The organism is Clostridium sp. CTA-5 (assembly GCF_054768135.1).
The window spans coordinates 126,456-144,486 of record NZ_BAAAAT010000009.1 but is presented as its reverse complement, the minus strand read 5'-3'; the positions used below and the strand labels follow the sequence as shown (position 1 = coordinate 144,486).

The following is an 18,031-nucleotide window of genomic DNA, read 5'->3' as shown; positions in this document are numbered from 1 at the left end:
CGACTGTGGAGCGTCGATTTTTTTTAGCCATGCACCCTTTCCAAACGTAGTGCAGGAATAATGGTGCGGCATATGATTATTTTTTATTCTTTAGGTTTTATTTCTTAATCTTTAAGCAATAATATAATCTAAGTTATCCACAGATTTTTAAAAATATAATTTCCTAAAGAATAAAAAAAAGTGAAAATCATAGTAGATTTTCACTTTACTTAAATATTATTAGTATTTTACTAATTAATCTAATTCTAGTATTGTACCTGTTCTATTAGTAAATGATTTATTACATTCCTTATTAAAAATATTAACTGCTTTATCTCCTGTACAATGAGATAATCCTAGTAATTCAACACCTGATTTTTTCAAATACTCGACTGATTTTTCTATCCTTTCATCATCAGCTTCTATAAGATGAGTTCCTCCAATTATCCCTATTATCTTTTCTTTAGTTCTTTCTTCTATAGTTTTTACCATATTTAAAAATCCTGGATGTGCACATCCTAGCAATACAACTAATCCCTTTGAAGTTTTAATTCCTAATGCTACTTCTTCATCAAATGTATCAACTATATATTCATCATTAACTTTACGTTGCATATTAGAATTTACTTTTTCAAAATCATAATATTTATTAAAATTAGAAAATACAAAAATATTATCACAAATTTCTAGAACATCTTTTTCCAAACTTTCTATTGGAATCCCTTTAGTTTCAATATATTTTTTATCAAAATCAATTCCTATATATGCATAACCAGATTCTTTTGAAAAATCTGATTTAAGACTTCCGTCTGAATAATGGTATTTATCTGTTCTATCAAAAAAATACTTACTTACTATAAGTTTAGGCTTTATGTTATAAGTTTCTAATAGTCTTTTCACTCCACCACAATGATCATAGTGTGCATGGCTTAAAACTAAAATATCAGTCTTATTAAGATCAACATTTAATTTTTCAGCATTTTCAATAAAATCTCCTGTTTTTCCTGTATCAAATAAAACATTACAACCATTATATTCAATAAACATAGAAAGGCCATGTTCATTTTTTAGCTTTTCTTCCTTATCTTGTGTGTTTTCTATTAATGTGGTTATTTTCATATTAACATCTCCCTTTTTAGGCACATGAAATGAAATAATAGATCAACGATGTAACATATATTTTGTTTCAGACAATTAGACAAACTAAGTTAATAGTGAGCTATTAGCTTAGTTTGCCGACGAAGTATGAGGTAAAATATACAAACATACTGATCTATTTTTTTGAATATGCCTTATATTGTACTAGCGAACTCCTTTAGAAGTGCTGCTGTAGAATTAAGTTCTTGAACTGTTGCAGTAATTTCTTCTAACCCTGATGCTTGTCTATCTAATAATGAATTTGAAGCATTAAATCTATTATATATCTTATTTATTGAATTTTGTATATCACTCAATATTTGATTAATTTCATTTATAGATTGACTACTTGATTGAGATAATTTTCTAATTTCATTAGATACTACACTAAATCCTTTTCCATATTCCCCTGCTCTTGCTGATTCTATAGCTGCATTTAATCCTAACAGATTAGTTTGTTTAGCTATACTTTCTATAAATTTTAATACATCATCTGTTTTCTTATAATTATCATTTGTAATCTCTATAAATTTTTCTATATCTGAATTAGTTTCAGATATTTTTTGAAGTCCAGATGCCATATCAAATAAATTACTACCTATCTGTCCTAATGACTCTGATAAAGTATTTGACATATCTGCAACCTTTTCTTTTCTTGCTACACTCATTCCAATTACTATTGTTCCTGCCATTTGATTATTTTCAAAAACTGGAATTGCTATAGTTTTTAATGGTACACCAAAAACATCTTCAGGAACTAGAACAGAAACTTGTTTTTTAGCTTTTAAGCATACATCAGCTGCACAGCCATTTGGTATTAAATCTCCTGTTTTAGATTTCATTTTTAAATTTTCACTATCTTTTACTAACAAAAACTTTTCAGTATTAGATATAGTAAAAATTAATTCATCATCAAAATAATATTTAAAATATGGCATTAAAGTATAAAATGCTTGCATTAATTCATTTTCTTCTATTTTATTTATCATAAAACTCACTCCCAATTTTTATCTAATTGCTAACATCACTAACATTTATATCTTCTATCAATTTAATAAACTACTACCCCTTTCAAATATAAGTTTTCTAAATGTCAGCTTTATCATATGATATTGTTTTCAATATTATATCACTTTTTCATTATTTTGGACAATTATTTTATTATTTCCATTTTTATTTTAATTATATTAAAAAAATATATATTTTAAATCCTATAACCTCTCCAAATATAGTTTAGAATAATAATATGATTATTTTTAGTGGTACTTATTTTATCTTTAAAACAAGATATTTTTAAACTTATCCTTAAAGTATTTAGTAATATAATTTTCTAAAAAATAAAAAGAGACCTAAACATTAAAATAAATTAATATTTAGGCCCTTAAGTTTTTATAGTTATATTTTTAATTTTTATTGACCTTATAAATTAGTAATTACAAATATTTTTTTATAATATTAATCTATAAATTTAATACTAAATTAATATATTTACATTGCCTTTGCATTTTCGAATTGTGAATTATAAAGGTTAGCATAGAATCCATTTTGAGATAATAACTCTTCATGATTTCCTTGTTCTATAATATCTCCATCATTCATTACAAGAATTAAATCAGCATCTTTTATAGTCGATAATCTATGTGCTATAACAAAACTAGTTCTTCCCTTCATTAGATTATCCATTGCTTTTTGAATAAGTACTTCTGTTCTTGTATCAACTGAACTTGTAGCTTCATCAAGAATAAGGATTTTTGGATCTGCTAATATAGCTCTTGCTATTGTCAATAATTGTTTTTGTCCCTGTGAAACGTTACTTGCTTCTTCATTTAATTCCATATTGTATCCATCAGGTAAAGTTTTTACAAAATTATGAACATGAGCTGCTTTAGTTGCTTTTATTACTTCTTCATCAGTCGCATTTAATTTACCATATCTGATATTCTCCATTATACTTCCATTATATAGCCATGTATCCTGTAATACCATACCAAAAGCTTCACGAAGTTCACTACGATTAAAGTTTCTTAAATCATTACCATCAATTAAAATCGCTCCATCATTTACATCATAGAAACGCATTAAAAGCTTAATCATAGTTGTTTTACCAGCTCCTGTTGGTCCTACAATTGCGACCTTTTGTCCTTGTTTAATTTTAGCATTGAAATCATTTATTATAATTTTTTCTGGGTTATATCCAAAGTGTACATTTTTAAATTCTACATTACCATGAACATCATCAATAGATGCAGGATTCTTAACAAATTGTTCTTCCTCTTCTTCCTCTAAAAATTCAAAAACTCTTTCAGCAGCAGCTGCTGTTGATTGTAGTAAGTTTGAAACTTGAGCAATTTGCCCCATTGGTTGAGTAAAGTTTCTACTATATTGAATAAATGATTGAATATTACCAACTGTAATTCTACCTTTAATAACAAAATATCCACCTAAAATTGAAACTGCTACATATCCAAGATTACCTACAAAAGTCATAATAGGCATCATAAGCCCTGATAAAAATTGTGATTTCCATGCTGACTTATATAGTACATCATTAGATTTTTCAAATTCATCAATTACTTTTTGTTCTTTATTAAACACCCTAACTATATTTTGCCCACTAAACACTTCCTCAACTTGCCCATTTACATGACCTAAATATTTTTGTTGCTCTTTAAAATACTTTTGAGAATTTTTAATTACAACGCCTATAATTACAACAGAAATTGGTATTATACATAAAACTACTAAAGTCATTATCCAATCAATGCTAAACATCATTATCATAATACCTATTACAGTTGTTATTGATGTTATAAGTTGAGTTGCACTTTGATTTAAACTTTGAGATAAAGTGTCTATATCATTTGTAAAAATTGATAAAACTTCACCATGAGTTTTCCCATCAAAAAATTTCATTGGCATACGATGAATTTTCTCTGATAATTCTTTTCTTAGTTTATATGTTAACTTTTGAGAAACATTTGTCATCAATATTCCTTGTATGAAAGAGAATACTGCACTAACAGCATATAAACAAATTAATATCCCAAGTATTTCACTAATTTTATTAAAATTAATTCCTGGTCCTCCAGATATTTTACTCATAAATCCTTCAAATAACTCAGTAGTTGCATTACCTAAAATTTTAGGTCCTACTATAGAAAATATTGTACTTCCAATAGCAAAAATAAATACAAGTATTATAGGAATTTTATATTCACTTAAGTACTTTACTAATTTATTCATAGTACTTTTAAAATTCTTAGCTTTTTCTCCTGTACCCATTTTTCCGCCGCCCATTGGAGCTTTTCTTTGCACATTATCCTTACTCATCCTCAAGTTCCTCCTTTGAAAGTTGTGATAAAGCAATTTGCTTATAAACCTCACAGGATTTTAATAATTCTTTATGTGTACCCTTTCCTACTATTTTTCCTTCATCTAAAACAATAATCTGATCAGCATTTAATACTGTACTAATTCTTTGAGCTACAATTAAAATAGTACCGTCTTTTATTTGTTCGTTTAATGCTTTTCTAAGAACAATATCTGTCTTATAATCAAGAGCAGAAAAGCTATCGTCAAAAATATATATTTCTGGTTGTTTTGCAATTGCTCTTGCTATTGATAATCTTTGTTTTTGACCACCTGATACATTATTTCCACCTTGAGAAATTGAGCTATTGTATGTATCTTGTTTTGCTTCTATAAATTCAGTAGCTTGTGCAACACTAGCAGCATTCACCATTACTTCATCTGAAGCATTTTCAACACCATATTTAATATTGGATTCTATTGTTCCTGAGAATAACATTGCTTTTTGAGGTACATAACCAATTTTATTTCTTAAATCATGTTGAGTAACATTTCTTACATCTACTCCATCAACTAATATCTCTCCTTCTGTTATATCAAAGAAACGAGGAATTAAGTTAATTAATGTAGTTTTACCACTACCCGTACTTCCTATAATTGCTGTAGTTTGTCCTGGTTTTGCAATAAAGTTAATATTACTTATAACATCTTCTTCTGCATTCGGATATCTAAAACTAACATTATTAAATTCCACATAACCTTTTTTAGTATCATCAAATACTTTGGCTGATACAGGATCTTCTACTGATACTTCTGTATCTAAAACTTCTGCAATACGCTTTGCTGATACTGCAGCACGTGGCATCATAACTGATATCATTGAAAGCATTAAGAATGCCATTATAATTTGCATTGTGTATTGAATAAATGCCATTAAATCTCCAACTTGCATTGTTGCATTCTCTATTTTACTAGCCCCAACCCATACTATTAATATTGTAATTGCATTCATTATAAATATCATTGCAGGCATCATGCATGTCATTATTTTATTAACAAATAAATTAACATCTGTTAAATCTTTATTTGCTTTATCAAAACGTTCTTCTTCATGTTTTTCAGTACTAAATGCACGTATTACTGGAAGGCCTGTCAATATTTCTCTAGCAAGTAAATTTATTCTATCAACTAACTTTTGTAATTTTTTAAATTTAGGCATAGCTGTTGCAAATAATATAATAACAAGACTTAATATAGAAAGTACTGCAACACCAATAACCCAAGACATTGAACTATTAGTATTTAAAACTTTTATATAAGCACCTATTCCAAGAATTGGAGCATATAATACAAATCTAAGTACCATTACTGTAAGTAATTGAACTTGTTGAATATCATTAGTACAACGTGTAATTAATGATGCTGTTGAAAAATCATCAAATTCTTTATTTGTAAATCCAACAACCTTTTTAAATACACTGCTTCTTAAGTCACGGCTAAATATAGCTGCTACTCTTGAAGCTATTAAAGCTACAAGCATTATTGATACCATACTCACTAATGAAAATCCAAGCATCTTTGCACCAGATACAAATATATAATGTGTTTGGTATTTATCCATATCTATACCAACTGTATTATATTCATTTCTTACAAATGAAACTGCCATTTGATTAATAGTATTATCATCTAACTTACTAAATGTTTCATTCATTTTTGATGTTATTTCTTTTAATTGTTCTTTTGGCATAACTTTAAATGCATCGAATATATCTGCACCTTGTGGTAATACCCCAGCTGGAAATGAGTTAAGTATCTTCTCTTCAACTGCCTTAACTTCATCTGATCCGCTTTCAAAATACTCAAGCAGTACCATTGGTTTTCCCAATATTAAATTTAATTCTTCAATTTTATCTTTATTAGTATCTTTTAATACATAAAGATTTTCTTCTTCTAACAAAGGATAATTATTATTTGAAGTAGATGCTTTAGAAAGTAAATCATAATTTTCTATTACTTTTTTATAATCTTCATTTTCCATAAATAAGGAAAGTTTTTTCATTTCACTCTCTCTAATTACATCTGGAGTTATTTTATCTACTCCCCCATGTTGAATACCTATATTAACAATATTTGAAGTATATTTTGGTAAAGTTAAATCACAAGCTGATTGTACAACTAATAAAACTAATATAGCTAGAATAGGCCAAACTGATTTTTTTAAATGTTTTAATAATTTAAGCATATACTTTTAATCCTTTCTTTTTTTGTTTATTATTGAATATTTTTATAATATTTGTACTGGTAGCTAAAACTCACCCCATAATTAACCAGCATTACTAATTGTTTTTTATTTTTAATTATCAACATTTGTTTACTATGAAACTTATCTTACAACGAAATTTTATCTATGTCAATAAATATTTACTGTTAATATTTGTTGACTTTTTTATGATTACTGTATAAACTTAATTATAGATACAATCTATAAAATCTAAATGAAATGTTAGGTGATTTTCTTGAAAAATAAAGATACTTTAGATATTTTAAATGAATTAATGGATCTCTCTATTTGTATGAAAAAATTGATAATTAGACCAACAGAAACAAATTCTGCAATTATTATTAGTAGATTACAAATGCAAACATTATGTATTCTAGATAAATTTAATTCTATTAATATGACTAATTTAGCTAAAGAACTTATGATTACTAAACAGCAAACCACAGGTATAGTAAATAACTTAGTTAATAAAGGATATATAAATAGAGAAGTTAATCCTGAAAATCGTAAGGAAATCTTACTTAATAATACAGAATCCGGTACAGAAATGATTAAAACTATTAAAGCTAATATGACTGATAAATTATATAAGTATTTTGATATACTATCATCTGAAGATAAAAAGAAAGTTATTGAATCTTCAAAAACAATAAAAGAAATTATAAAAAAAATAGAGCAACATAATTTTCAATAAGCAATTCATTGTATTTAGTAAAATTATAATAAAAACTTCAGCTTTTATTAAAAAGTTGGAGTTTTTTATATATGACATTAATATTATTCCATCAAAAGTATTAATTTTATTCAAACAAATAATTAATAAACTATTTAAATGGAAGACACCATATGAAAAATATATAATATATTTTTCTATTCTACTATATTAGCAATTAATTTTATATATTATTTTTATCCTAAAATTGGATTATTTAATAGCTTTCTATCAAAATATTGTAATAAAAAATAATTTAACAAATAATGTAATTTAACTATTTTTCCTCATTAATAACATGCTTTAAAATAATTACAAATGAAAATAAAACAAATATCCTTTGAAAAATATAAAATATACCACCTTCAACTTCATCTTTATCATCTAATAAATTTGAAGTTGGCCAAAATGACATAAAATTAAGAATCAAATACGTTCCTATAATTATTTTTAAAATTAAATTCATATTAGATAAATATACTAAAGAAAAAGCTCCAAAACTTAAAGTAAATGCCCATATATAGTTTAATATTCGTACAAAAAGATTTGATTTTTCTATATCTTGCCACCAAAGTATTAACAAGATTTTTTTTATTACTAAAAATACTTTTTTCATAATACCTCCATTTCTGTAATACTTTTATTTTTATCTAAAAATTATTTCTACTAACAATATATTAAGAGGTTTTAAATTAATATAATTGCACTATTCTTTATTATAAAAAAGTATGCTTTTATAAATATTGATAAATTAAATGATCTTGAAATAGGTTTAAAAATTTTAGATGATTTAAAAGCATGTACTACTTATGAAATTAAATTAGCAACAAGTAAATAAACTAAATCGTGTGACAATGCTTTAAATAATCTATAGTGTATTAATGTGCTTGTTAAAAAAAGTTGATGTTAAGTGTAAAGCAAATTTTAATATCAGTTCACCTTATACTTAATATCAACACTGTTTTAAAACGTAATTAATTTATTTAATATTATGTATAGCTGAAATATATGCTATACTTACTCCTATTACCATTACTATTAAAATAGTTATTAACATCCACATAGCATTTCACCTCCGAAATATTAATTTATAAAACTCAACATATTCTTGGCAATAATTCTCCTTGTGCCATTTTTAATATTTTTGTTGATCCCAAAGCATTTTCAATGTAAAGATATCTTTTATCATCTTCTATAACCTCACCAATTATAGCTGAATCCTTTCCTAGTATATTCGACTTCATCACTCTTAACACTTTTTCTGCTTCGCTTTTGCTCACTATGCAAATTAACTTTCCTTCATTAGCAACATATAATGGATCAAAACCTAGAAGACTACAAAAATTCCCAACTTCATCAGTTATAGGGATATCTTTTTCATAAATCCTCATGCTTTTCCCACTAATATTTACAAGTTCATTTAAAGTATTAGCTAATCCTCCCCTTGTTGGATCTCTCATAATTCTAATTTTTTTAGTACATTTAATAATCTCTTCAGTTAACGCATTCAAAGGAGCACAATCACTTACAATATCAGACTGTACACCTAATTTCTCTCTTTCGTTAATTATACACATACCATGTTCTCCTATGGTTCCACTTAGAATTATTTTATCACCTACTTTTATATTGCTACCTTTTAATATATATCCATACTCTTCTATTACTCCGATTCCAGTAGTGTTTATATATATTTTGTCTCCCCGTCCTTTTTCTACAACCTTTGTATCTCCTGCTACTATCTTTACGTTCGCTTCTTTTGCAGTATTAGCCATTGATTTTACTATCTTTTTAAGATCATCTATTTGAAAACCTTCTTCAATAATAAATCCCACTGTAATGTATAATGGAGTTGCTCCACTTACTGCTAAATCATTCACAGTTCCACAAATACTTAATTTCCCTATATCTCCCCCCTTAAAAAATATTGGATTTACTACAAAGCTATCTGTTGTTACTGCAATTTTTCCGTTAAGTTCATTTAATATAGCTGAATCATTTTGCTCTTTTAATTCTTTTGTATTAAAATATCTTATAAATATATCTTCTATTAGTTTATTAGTTTCTCCTCCTCCACTCCCATGTGCTAAAGTTATAATATCCATATTACCTCCTAAATATTCTCATATACTATTCCACAAGTTCCTTCACTCGATACCATACAAGGCCCTATTGGATTACTCGGAGTACACACTTTTCCAAACAATATACAATCTTTTGGCATTTTAATTCCTTTTAAAATTTCTCCACATATACAATTTTTATTTGATATAATATTCTTATCTTTTAATGCAAATCGTATATTTGCATCAAAATAACTATATTCTTCTTTTAACATATAACCTGTATTTTTAATATTTCCTAGCCCTCTCCAAATACTATCTCCATTTATAAAAACCTCTTCTAATATCTCTTTACTTTTTTTATTTCCAAGCCCTTTAACAAATGTTTTATAAAAATTAATACAATTATACTCATCTTTTTCCTTCATCGTTATTATATAAAGTATTCCACATAATATATCTATAGCTTTAAAACCACACACTGCCATTGGTAATTTATATTTTTTTGATAATTGTTCAAAAACTCTACTCCCTATTATTGTTGCTACATGACCTGGACATATAAAGCCATCAATCTTTATCTTTTCATCTAAAATTAATGCTTTCATTGCATTTGGCATAGTTTTTAATGAATGTAAAATAGAAAAATTATTAATGTTATTAATCTTTGCTTCTATTAAAGTCAATGCTATTAAAGGTGCTGTTGTTTCAAATCCTACTGCTAAAAATACTACTTCTTTAGTTTTATTTTCTTGTGCTATTTTTAATGCGTCTAATGGAGAATATATAATCCTTATATCTCTCCCTATCGCCTTTTCTTCTCTTAGAGAACTTTTAGTTCCTGGAATTTTAATCATATCTCCAAATGAAGTTATGATTATATTTTTCTTCTTACTTAACTCTATAGCACCGTCTATATAATTTTGTGGAGTTACACATACAGGACATCCAGGCCCTGATATCAATTTTATATTTTGGGGTAATAATTTATCTATTCCATTATTATAAATACTTTTCGTATGGGTACCACATACTTCCATTATTCTTATTTCTTCTATTTCCATTGCTTTTTCTTTTATTTTCTTTATCAACTTAAGCGCTATTTCTATTTCTTCTGATTTCTTTAAATTATTGATATACATATCATTTTTCCCTTTATTAAATTATATTAGCTTACTACAAAATCTTACCTAAGCAAAATATTACATTATTAATGTTTTAAATATTTCTAATGTCTCTAAAGCCTCTTCTTCATTCATTTTTTCTATCGCACATCCTGCATGCACTAATACATATTCTCCCTTTTTTAAATCCTCTATTAATGATATGTTTATCACTTTATTTATTTTTCCAAACTGAATTAGTGCATACTTGTTATATAATTCTAATACTCTACCTGGAATTGCTACACACATATTTTCTTTTTACTCCTTATATAAAGCACATTCAGAAAAAATAATAGGCCAGTATTCTCGTCTATTATTTCTATTACTTTATTTATGTGCCTAATTCACTTGCTATAATAATTTGTCCTATAGATAATCCACTATCATTACACGGTATAAATTTATGAGTTAAAACCTTAAAGTTATCATTTTTTAATTTAATATATAATCCTTCTAATAATATTTGATTTTGAAATACTCCTCCACTCAAAGCTACTGTATTTAACTTTTCCTCTTTTCTAATTTTAAGTAAAAGTTTATGTGAAAAATCTATTATAGTATTATGAAATTTTAATGCTATTTCACCTTCGCATAAGTTATTTCTTATATCCATTAAAATTTCTAATATAATTTTATTAGTATTTACTACATACATTAAATTTTTTTTAATTATTTCATATTTATATTTCTTTTCATATTCTGTCTTATTATTTAACGAACATTTAAAATCTTCTGCTAAATTTTGTAGATACAAAGCTGCCTCTCCTTCATAATCTACACACTCTATAAAACCTAAAATACTAGCAACTCCATCAAATAGTCTTCCAATGCTAGATGTTAAAGGAGAATTAATATTTTTTTCAATCATCTTAATAATAAAGTTAACAGATTTATTATTAAAAATTTTTTTAACTTTCTGTATTTTATTTATTGAATTATCATATATACTATCAAATATACTATTAAAAAAATTTTCTTTAAATTTATCATTATTTATATAAGTAAAACCATTTTCTTTACACCATAATTTTTCTTCTTTAAAAGCTTTATATATTAATGAAATACCAATTTTCCATGGTTCTTTTACTGCTCCATCACCACTAGGTAGAGCCATGTATTCAATATGACCAACTCTTCTAAATTTTTTATAATCACATATTAAAAATTCTCCTCCCCATAATTTCTTATCTTCTCCATATCCAACGCCATCAAAAGCAACACCAATAACTTTGTTTCTCTCATTATTTTCAAACATGCAACTAACTATATGAGCATGGTGATGATATACCCCTACCATATTGCAATTATTGTGTAATTTTATTGTTTTATATTGATTATTATTAATATAACTTTTAATAAAACCATTTGACCAATAATTAGGATGATTATCGTAAGCAATTATATTAGGTTTAATTTTATAAATTTTTTGCATAAAGTTTAAATGTTTTTCAAAATACTTGATAGATTCAATACTATCCATATCTCCAATATATGGACTAGTAAAAAAATAATCTCTACAACTTAAAGAAAATGTATTTTTGAATTCAGAACCTAAAGATAAAATATTATTTTCTAAATTATATTTATAAGATACTGGTGCATATCCTCTTCCTAACCTTATAAGCCTTTCCTCATTTAACGTTACAATTGCTACAGAATCATCTATTGGGTTATTAATATTCCTATCATGAATCAAAAAGTAATCACAGATATTTTTAAGCTTGTTTATTGCCTTGAAATTATCATATATAATAGGAGTTCCGCTTAAATTCCCACTGGTAAATATTAGAACATCTATCTCTTCATCAAATAACAAATAATGAATTGGACTATATGGCAATATTACTCCTAATCGTTTATTATCAAATGCAATATTATTCGGAAGTAAACTATTCTTTTTTTCTAAAAGTAATATTGGCTTTTTATTTCCAGTTAAAATCTTTTCTTCTACTGAATTTATATTGCAATATTTAGAAACAACATCCTTATCTCTCATCATTAATGCTAATGGTTTCCGTTTTCTATTCTTTCTAATTCTAAGCTGTTCTATTGAAGTTTCATCCTTACCATTACATATAAGATTAAATCCACCTATCCCCTTTACACATATAATTTTTCCTTCCTTTAAATACTTTTTAACCTCATATACTTCATTAATATTCTGAATTAATTCTCCTTTATTATTTAAAAGAGTTAATTGTGGACCACAACTTGTACAACATGTTGGTTCTGCATGAAATCTTCTATTTATAGGATTTCTATATTCTTTAGTACATTCAAAACACATTACAAACTTACTCATTGAAGTATTCTTTCTATCATAAGGAAGATTATCTATAATAGAAAATCTTGGCCCACAATTAGTACAATTTATAAAAGCATAATTATATCTTCTATAATTATTTATATTTAATAATTCTTTTTCACATTCTTTACATGTTGCTATATCTGGAGATATTAAAGTAATCTCTTTATTATCTTCACTACTTTCTATAATCTTAAATCCTTTAAAACTTGCTAATTTTTTATCTTCTATTTTTATTTCATCTATATAACTTAACTCTGGTGGTTTTTCCTTAATTTCTTCTAAAAAATTTTCTACATTTATAGAATTACCTTGAACTTCTATAACTACACCCTTATTAGAATTCTTAACATATCCTTTTAAATTATTATTTAATGCTATCCTATAAACGAATGGTCTAAAGCCAACACCTTGTACTATTCCTTTAATTACAATCTTTTTTCTTATCATATTCCCCACTTCTTTTTTATATGATTACTCCCCTTCGATTCTATAAAGTAACATCTCATAACCTGAAATTATTTCATTACTTAAGCAATTACACTTAGGACATTTTTTATTTGTAAAACTTATTGAAAATTCTTGTTGACACTTTTTACAATATGCTTTTGCCTTAACTTCATTTATTTCTAATTTTGCACCCTCACAAATTCCATTTTTACTTAATGCTTCAAATGCAAAAATAAGATACGATTTTTCAATATAATAAAATTCTCCTATTTTTAAAATAATTTTAGTCACCTTATTGATATTATTTTTTTTACAATTATCTTCAACCATATCTATTACCGAACTCATTAAAGATACTTCATGCATAATCCACACCATAAATCCTTTTAAGTATATTTTTTATTTCATTAAAGACTTTAATTGATATATTTAAGAATTCATTTTTTAAAGTTTTAGATAACTCTAAAGAAAAATCTATTTTTTCTATCTCTATACCTATTAAATAGCCATTTACTTCTCTATATTCTTTTCTTAAAATCTTTAATAAACTTTCATTATGCTCATCTCTACTATTTGTAATAAAACTATCACATTCTTTAAAATCAAAAATAGAAATAACTCCTGGCTTTAATCCTAAATACATGCTATCAACTATGATAACAATGTCTTCTTTGTCTATGCAGTCCAAACAATACATGTAATCAGTTTCTCCAATTATAACCTTTATGTCTTTATTGAGTTTTTCTATTTTATCTTTTATTTTTTCTACTACCCTTACTCCTATCCCATCATCACAAAGGAGTATATTTCCTACACCAAAAATTTTTATCATACTATATTTATATTAAAAGGTTTATATTTATCAGTAACAATATGAGCGGCACAATTTAAGCATGGATCAAAACTTCTAACTATTCTTCCTATTTCCACTGGATATTTAATATCATTTATTGCTGTTCCTATTAAAGCTTGCTCAACTGTACCTTTTACTCCTTTACCATCTTTAGGTGATAAATTCCAAGCTGATGGAGGTATCAATGTATAATTTGAAACAACCTTTTTATCTATTGATAACCAATGTCCCAAAGCACCTCTTTCTGCTTCTATTAAACCTATTCCTTTTGCTTTTTCAGGTATTTCCCACTCTTTTTGATATGCTTTTCCCATCTTAAGTAGTTCTATTAGACTTTTTATTGTTTCACAAATTCTCTTTGCTTCTAAAGACTTAGCTACAATTCTATCCATTGTAGATATTCCGCCACTATATCCCCCATTTAACGTCATTCTTGCTAATGAACCTACTTCCATAGAATATCCATTATATCTTGGAGCATTTATCCAACTATATGCATTCTCTTTATATGCATTAGGTTTTGCTGGTTTATCTAAGCCTGGAATAATTGTTTCTGAAATTCCATCTGCCCATGTTTTAGTAATATTCTCAGTAATATTATTAATATCAAATGTTTCTTTTACCCCATTTATAATGACTCCAGGAATACAATACTTTATTGGAGGTGAATAATCATTGTATAATTCATAACACATTAGATTTCCATGACCTTTACCAATTTTAAAATAATCATTATACACTTCTGATATTCTATAAACATCTGGTATTAGTTTTTCTTCAACAAAATTACCTATTACATTAATACTATATTTAATATTTTCTATCTGCTGTATATTAATGTTTGTAGTTGTTCCTCCTACAAATATCCCATGACAATGTGGTACTTTTCCTGTCAATTCAGCTACTCCTCTATGCGCTTCTCTGCTATATTTTACTGCTTCTAAATAATCAGCATTTATTCTGTCTGTATCTACTTTAGATAATCTATAATCAACCTGTTTTGCTGATTCAGTCTTATATAATGGATTCAAATGTAATATATCTACATAGTCAGGAAACACAAATAAATAAATATGTCTTAAATAATTTTGGAGTAATTCAAATCCATTAGCAATATCACGTACAATTTTTCCATTAAAATCTGGGGTAACTTTCATTGCATCTTCTAAAGCTAAAGTTGCTGCCATTGTATGATGAGTAGAGCAAATTCCACATATTCTTGGAGCTAAATATATAATATCTAAAGGTGATCTTCCTTGAAATATTTGCTCAAAACCTCTAAATTGACTACCAGTACTTTTAGCATCAACAATTTTATTATTTTCAATCTCTACCTCAATATTTAAAAGTCCACTTACTCTTGTTATAGGATCAATTGTTATTTTAGTCATATATCTAAACCCCTCCATATCTAACAAATGGCTCATTGCCATCTGGAAATTTAGGTCCAGCACATCCTATGCAGTTTGTATTATCTCTAATTGGCCAATTTTCAGTTCCATTCCACCTACTTATTGGACAATATGCATAAGTCATTGGTCCTTGACAGCCTAACTTAAACATACATTCTTCATCACCGAATTTCTTTGCAAATATTCCTGCATCAAAGAATCTTCTTCTTAAACAATTATCATGAATTGTTTGTCCATAATATGCTTTTGGTCTTCCATCACTATCTAATTCCGGTACTCCATAAGAAGTAAGATACCCTAAAATCCCCATAGTCCAAACTGGATTTGCTGGACATCCTGGTATTAAAATAACATCATCTCTTTTTAGAAATTCTTTAACACTAACAGCTTCAGATAAATTAGGTCTGGCAGCAGTAGGTCCACCATAAGCAGCACAAGTTCCTACTGTAATAATATATTTTGCATTTTGGGCTATAGTTTTAACCCCCTCCATAGCAGTTATTTTTCTACCTTTATAAGTTGCAATTGTTGTATACAATCCATTATCCTTTAAAGGCACTGCTCCACAAATAATAAATACATAATCGGTATTCAATGTTTGCAATATTCTTTCATAAGCTGTTTCACCTGAATCTCCACATATACTACCAAAATAATTTAAATTAACAAATTCTTTAAGTAAATATAAAACATCTGGATCCTTTGCATCAAGTAAAGAAATTATTTCTCCAAAACAACCCGAAATTTCAAGCCAGATAGCATTTATTTTTTCCTTCTTTCCTGATTTAACATCCTCAATTGCTCTTTTAGTAAATTTTATTGCTAATTCTTCTTTATTTTTTTGTAAACTACAATTTATTTTACAATTACTACAATTCTCATAATTTAAACCTTTATTTTTTTGTATATTTATTTTCTCACAAGAAGTATTAGTAGATTGTATATCTGTATATTTTTCTACATCATCATCTTTTACTTGATACATATAGGAATTTTTATTATATGAGTAATCTATATTTCCAATTCCATACAATTCTTCTGCTTTTACATATTTTACTGGTACTATAAACCCATTTTCCGTTTTTAAAATGCACATATATCCTTCTCCTAAAAATTATCATTATATATAATATTATTTTACTTTTAAAAAAATTCTTCTATGATAACTGTTCTAAAAGAAATAATTCATAATAAAAATATTGTAAAGAAAACTTTTAAAGTACTAATAAATATTTGATTATAAGGAGAAATTAAAAATGAATGAAAAGACAAAAAATCTAGTACGGGCTGGATTACTCCTAGCATTAGGAATAATAATTCCATATACCTTTCATATGACAGGATTACCAGGTAATATATTTTTACCTATGCACATACCTGTATTACTTTGTGGATTTATCCTTGGAGAAAAATATGGCTTACTTATAGGATTTATAACTCCATTAATTAATTCAATTATTTCAGGAATGCCTCCTATATATCCAATAGGAATATGTATGGCATTTGAACTTGCAAGCTATGGGCTAATAGCAGGATTAATGTACAAAAATAAAAAGTATAATATTTTTATCTCTTTAATAACTGCTATGATTATAGGTAGATTAATTTCAGGTATAACAAATTATATTTTGTTAACTGTTTCAGGAAATGGTTTTGTACTTGCTTCATTCTTAACAGGTAGTTTTATAAAGGGAATATGGGGAATAATTATTCAACTTATATTAATACCAATAATAATTAAAATTATTGAAAATAAAATAGATAAGGATGTAATTATAAATGGATGATTTAGAATTTTTTAATAGTGTTGCATTTAAGTGGGATGAAATGTGTAAACATGACGATAAAAAAATCAGAAGAATTATAGAATTATCAGATATAAAAAATGGTGCTAAAATACTTGATGTTGGAACAGGAACAGGTATATTAATTAGTTATTTATTAGAAAAATCTCCTGCTAAAATCGTTGCCGTTGATAATTCTGAGAATATGATTAAGGTATGTAAAAATAAGTATAATGATAAGCGAGTTGAATTTATTGTAAATGATATTATGAATCTTGAGAATTATACATTTGACTATATTTTTATTTACTCAGCTTATCCTCATTTTAAAGATAAGTATGCACTGTTTAACAAACTTTATAACCTTTTAAATAAAGATGGTAAAATAGTTATTGCTCATTCAGATAGTAAAGAAACAATAAATACTGTGCATTTAAAAAATCCTCAAATAAAATACAATGTACTTCCTCCAGTAGAAATCACCATAACTATAATGAATAATTATTTTTATATTGATAAAAGTATCGATAATGAAGAAATGTATTACGTGTCTGGAATAAAATAATAAAATAACACC

16 protein-coding genes are annotated in these 18,031 nt (G+C 26.3%); 3 read left to right on the top strand and 13 right to left on the bottom strand.

Annotated features, from left to right (window positions below):
• Positions 1-234: 234 nt before the first annotated feature.
• The 4 genes from ACYUET_RS15270 to ACYUET_RS15255 all read right to left on the bottom strand — a co-directional run bounded on the left by ACYUET_RS15270 (position 235) and on the right by ACYUET_RS15255 (position 6,670).
• On the bottom strand, positions 235-1,098 hold the full coding sequence (locus ACYUET_RS15270; RefSeq protein WP_460281034.1) for an MBL fold metallo-hydrolase: 864 nt from the start codon (positions 1,096-1,098) through the stop codon (positions 235-237).
• 173 nt (positions 1,099-1,271) lie between these two features.
• A complete protein-coding gene (locus ACYUET_RS15265) occupies positions 1,272-2,105 on the bottom strand; it encodes a methyl-accepting chemotaxis protein (RefSeq protein WP_460281032.1) in 834 nt (277 codons plus the stop codon).
• A gap of 499 nt (positions 2,106-2,604) precedes the next feature.
• On the bottom strand, positions 2,605-4,446 hold the full coding sequence (locus ACYUET_RS15260) for an ABC transporter ATP-binding protein (protein WP_460281031.1): 1,842 nt from the start codon (positions 4,444-4,446) through the stop codon (positions 2,605-2,607).
• Positions 4,439-6,670: an ABC transporter ATP-binding protein gene (locus ACYUET_RS15255; RefSeq protein ID WP_460281030.1), complete on the bottom strand. Its 2,232-nt coding sequence runs from the start codon at positions 6,668-6,670 to the stop codon at positions 4,439-4,441. Before ACYUET_RS15255 ends, ACYUET_RS15260 begins: the two co-directional genes overlap by 8 nt.
• Positions 6,671-6,944: 274 nt before the next feature.
• On the opposite strand from ACYUET_RS15255, the gene ACYUET_RS15250 reads away from it, so the two are divergent.
• Positions 6,945-7,403, top strand: coding sequence for a MarR family winged helix-turn-helix transcriptional regulator (locus ACYUET_RS15250; protein ID WP_460281028.1), 459 nt, complete (start codon positions 6,945-6,947; stop codon positions 7,401-7,403).
• Between the two features lie 295 nt (positions 7,404-7,698).
• Here ACYUET_RS15250 and ACYUET_RS15245 read toward each other — a convergent pair whose 3' ends face one another.
• The 9 genes from ACYUET_RS15245 to ACYUET_RS15205 form a co-directional block, all read right to left on the bottom strand.
• Positions 7,699-8,037: a hypothetical protein gene (locus ACYUET_RS15245; protein ID WP_460281027.1), complete on the bottom strand. Its 339-nt coding sequence runs from the start codon at positions 8,035-8,037 to the stop codon at positions 7,699-7,701.
• Between the two features lie 481 nt (positions 8,038-8,518).
• Positions 8,519-9,526 (bottom strand): hydrogenase expression/formation protein HypE, encoded by a 1,008-nt coding sequence (gene hypE, locus ACYUET_RS15240; RefSeq protein WP_460281026.1) that lies wholly within the window; start codon positions 9,524-9,526, stop codon positions 8,519-8,521.
• 8 nt (positions 9,527-9,534) lie between these two features.
• Positions 9,535-10,626 (bottom strand): hydrogenase formation protein HypD, encoded by a 1,092-nt coding sequence (gene hypD, locus ACYUET_RS15235; RefSeq protein WP_460281024.1) that lies wholly within the window; start codon positions 10,624-10,626, stop codon positions 9,535-9,537.
• A 60-nt stretch (positions 10,627-10,686) separates the two neighbouring features.
• A complete protein-coding gene (locus ACYUET_RS15230) occupies positions 10,687-10,899 on the bottom strand; it encodes a HypC/HybG/HupF family hydrogenase formation chaperone (protein WP_460281022.1) in 213 nt (70 codons plus the stop codon).
• An 82-nt stretch (positions 10,900-10,981) separates the two neighbouring features.
• Complete coding sequence (gene hypF / locus ACYUET_RS15225; protein ID WP_460281021.1) at positions 10,982-13,405, bottom strand: carbamoyltransferase HypF; 2,424 nt, start codon at positions 13,403-13,405, stop codon at positions 10,982-10,984.
• A gap of 24 nt (positions 13,406-13,429) precedes the next feature.
• Positions 13,430-13,771 carry a hydrogenase maturation nickel metallochaperone HypA gene (gene hypA / locus ACYUET_RS15220; RefSeq protein ID WP_460281019.1) on the bottom strand — a complete coding sequence of 114 codons (342 nt, stop codon included), beginning with the start codon at positions 13,769-13,771 and terminating at the stop codon, positions 13,430-13,432.
• The gene (locus ACYUET_RS15215) at positions 13,764-14,237 is read right to left on the bottom strand and encodes a hydrogenase maturation protease (protein ID WP_460281017.1); all 474 of its coding nucleotides are present in this window, start codon (positions 14,235-14,237) and stop codon (positions 13,764-13,766) included. The genes hypA and ACYUET_RS15215 overlap by 8 nt, the downstream gene beginning before the upstream one ends.
• Positions 14,234-15,649 (bottom strand): nickel-dependent hydrogenase large subunit, encoded by a 1,416-nt coding sequence (locus ACYUET_RS15210; protein WP_460281016.1) that lies wholly within the window; start codon positions 15,647-15,649, stop codon positions 14,234-14,236. Before ACYUET_RS15210 ends, ACYUET_RS15215 begins: the two co-directional genes overlap by 4 nt.
• Positions 15,650-15,653: 4 nt before the next feature.
• Positions 15,654-16,583 carry a hydrogenase small subunit gene (locus tag ACYUET_RS15205; RefSeq protein ID WP_460281038.1) on the bottom strand — a complete coding sequence of 310 codons (930 nt, stop codon included), beginning with the start codon at positions 16,581-16,583 and terminating at the stop codon, positions 15,654-15,656.
• Positions 16,584-16,926: 343 nt separating this feature from the next.
• Between ACYUET_RS15205 and ACYUET_RS15200 the strand changes: the two genes are divergently transcribed.
• Both ACYUET_RS15200 and ACYUET_RS15195 read left to right on the top strand, forming a co-directional pair.
• Positions 16,927-17,457 carry an ECF transporter S component gene (locus ACYUET_RS15200; protein WP_460281014.1) on the top strand — a complete coding sequence of 177 codons (531 nt, stop codon included), beginning with the start codon at positions 16,927-16,929 and terminating at the stop codon, positions 17,455-17,457.
• Positions 17,450-18,019: a class I SAM-dependent methyltransferase gene (locus ACYUET_RS15195; protein WP_460281012.1), complete on the top strand. Its 570-nt coding sequence runs from the start codon at positions 17,450-17,452 to the stop codon at positions 18,017-18,019. The genes ACYUET_RS15200 and ACYUET_RS15195 overlap by 8 nt, the downstream gene beginning before the upstream one ends.
• Positions 18,020-18,031 lie beyond the last annotated feature (12 nt).

Excerpts from the sequence above, each read along its gene's own strand:
- ACYUET_RS15270 (WP_460281034.1), bottom strand. The coding sequence starts at position 1,098 with ATGAAAATAACCACATTAATAGAAAACACACAAGATAAGGAAGAAAAG.
- ACYUET_RS15265 (WP_460281032.1), bottom strand. The coding sequence starts at position 2,105 with ATGATAAATAAAATAGAAGAAAATGAATTAATGCAAGCATTTTATACT.
- ACYUET_RS15260 (WP_460281031.1), bottom strand. The coding sequence starts at position 4,446 with ATGAGTAAGGATAATGTGCAAAGAAAAGCTCCAATGGGCGGCGGAAAA.
- ACYUET_RS15255 (WP_460281030.1), bottom strand. The coding sequence starts at position 6,670 with ATGCTTAAATTATTAAAACATTTAAAAAAATCAGTTTGGCCTATTCTA.
- ACYUET_RS15245 (WP_460281027.1), bottom strand. The coding sequence starts at position 8,037 with ATGAAAAAAGTATTTTTAGTAATAAAAAAAATCTTGTTAATACTTTGG.
- hypE (WP_460281026.1), bottom strand. The coding sequence starts at position 9,526 with ATGGATATTATAACTTTAGCACATGGGAGTGGAGGAGGAGAAACTAAT.
- hypD (WP_460281024.1), bottom strand. The coding sequence starts at position 10,626 with ATGTATATCAATAATTTAAAGAAATCAGAAGAAATAGAAATAGCGCTT.
- ACYUET_RS15230 (WP_460281022.1), bottom strand. The coding sequence starts at position 10,899 with ATGTGTGTAGCAATTCCAGGTAGAGTATTAGAATTATATAACAAGTAT.
- hypF (WP_460281021.1), bottom strand. The coding sequence starts at position 13,405 with ATGATAAGAAAAAAGATTGTAATTAAAGGAATAGTACAAGGTGTTGGC.
- hypA (WP_460281019.1), bottom strand. The coding sequence starts at position 13,771 with ATGCATGAAGTATCTTTAATGAGTTCGGTAATAGATATGGTTGAAGAT.
- ACYUET_RS15215 (WP_460281017.1), bottom strand. The coding sequence starts at position 14,237 with ATGATAAAAATTTTTGGTGTAGGAAATATACTCCTTTGTGATGATGGG.
- ACYUET_RS15210 (WP_460281016.1), bottom strand. The coding sequence starts at position 15,649 with ATGACTAAAATAACAATTGATCCTATAACAAGAGTAAGTGGACTTTTA.
- ACYUET_RS15200 (WP_460281014.1), top strand. The coding sequence starts at position 16,927 with ATGAATGAAAAGACAAAAAATCTAGTACGGGCTGGATTACTCCTAGCA.
- ACYUET_RS15195 (WP_460281012.1), top strand. The coding sequence starts at position 17,450 with ATGGATGATTTAGAATTTTTTAATAGTGTTGCATTTAAGTGGGATGAA.